Source organism: Corynebacterium sp. KPL2838, from assembly GCF_040225455.1.
Classification (GTDB): domain Bacteria; phylum Actinomycetota; class Actinomycetes; order Mycobacteriales; family Mycobacteriaceae; genus Corynebacterium; species Corynebacterium rhinophilum.
Genome location: NZ_JBEHFT010000080.1, coordinates 1 through 778, shown reverse-complemented (window position 1 = coordinate 778; position 778 = coordinate 1). Strand labels below are relative to the sequence as shown.

Annotated in this window: 1 protein-coding gene; it reads left to right on the top strand. The window is 47.8% G+C overall.

The genetic code is table 11. From position 1 onward, the window contains the following. Nucleotides 1-747 (top strand): IS3 family transposase (locus ABRP98_RS11745; protein ID WP_349859366.1); only part of this gene is annotated, 747 nt, incomplete at its 5' end. Between the last annotated feature and the right edge of the window lie 31 nt (nucleotides 748-778).

Below are 778 nucleotides of genomic sequence, written 5' to 3'. Positions count from 1 at the left end.
CCTTCAAAGTATGCGGAGCTGACCGAAAAAATTACCGAAATCGTCAAAGACTCCGAATTCAGCTACGGCTACCGTCGCGTCTGGATTCAATTGAAGCAATCGGGAATCAAGGTCAGCGAGAAAGTTGTGCGCCGAATCATTACGGCCGAAGGGTTAACGGTGCGTTATGTTAAGAAAAAGCGTCGTTATTCGTCGTATCGCGGGGAGATTTCAGATGCCCCACCAAACTTGGTGAAACGGAATTTTCATGCTGATAAGCCTGGGCTGCTGTGGTTGACGGATATTTCAGAGTTTCCTGCTGATGACGGGAAAATCTACTTTTCAGCGTTGGTGGATTGTTTCGACGGAAAGATCGTGGGAGCAACAACGAGTTGCCATCCTAATCAGCAGCTTGCAGACGACTGCTTAGCACAGGCGATTGAAAATGATGCGCCTGCGGATCCGACAAGATTAGTAATCCATTCCGATCGGGGTTGCCACTATCGAGGTAATAGTTGGATCCAAGCCTCCCAAGACATCGGTTTTGCTCGTTCAATGTCGAAGAAAGGGTGCTCACCCGACAATTCGGCGTGCGAGGGATTGTTCGGCCGAATGAAAAATGAGATGTTCTATGGACGTAAATGGCGCCATCGTGAGGAACTAGAGAAAGCGATTCATGAATATGTCGACTTCTACAACGAACGAAGAATCAAGCTTGAGTTCGGCGGATTAAGCATCAATCAACGCCGACGCAAGCTGCTACTCTGAATAGTCCTAAAAAATATCCGCATCCCCTTTT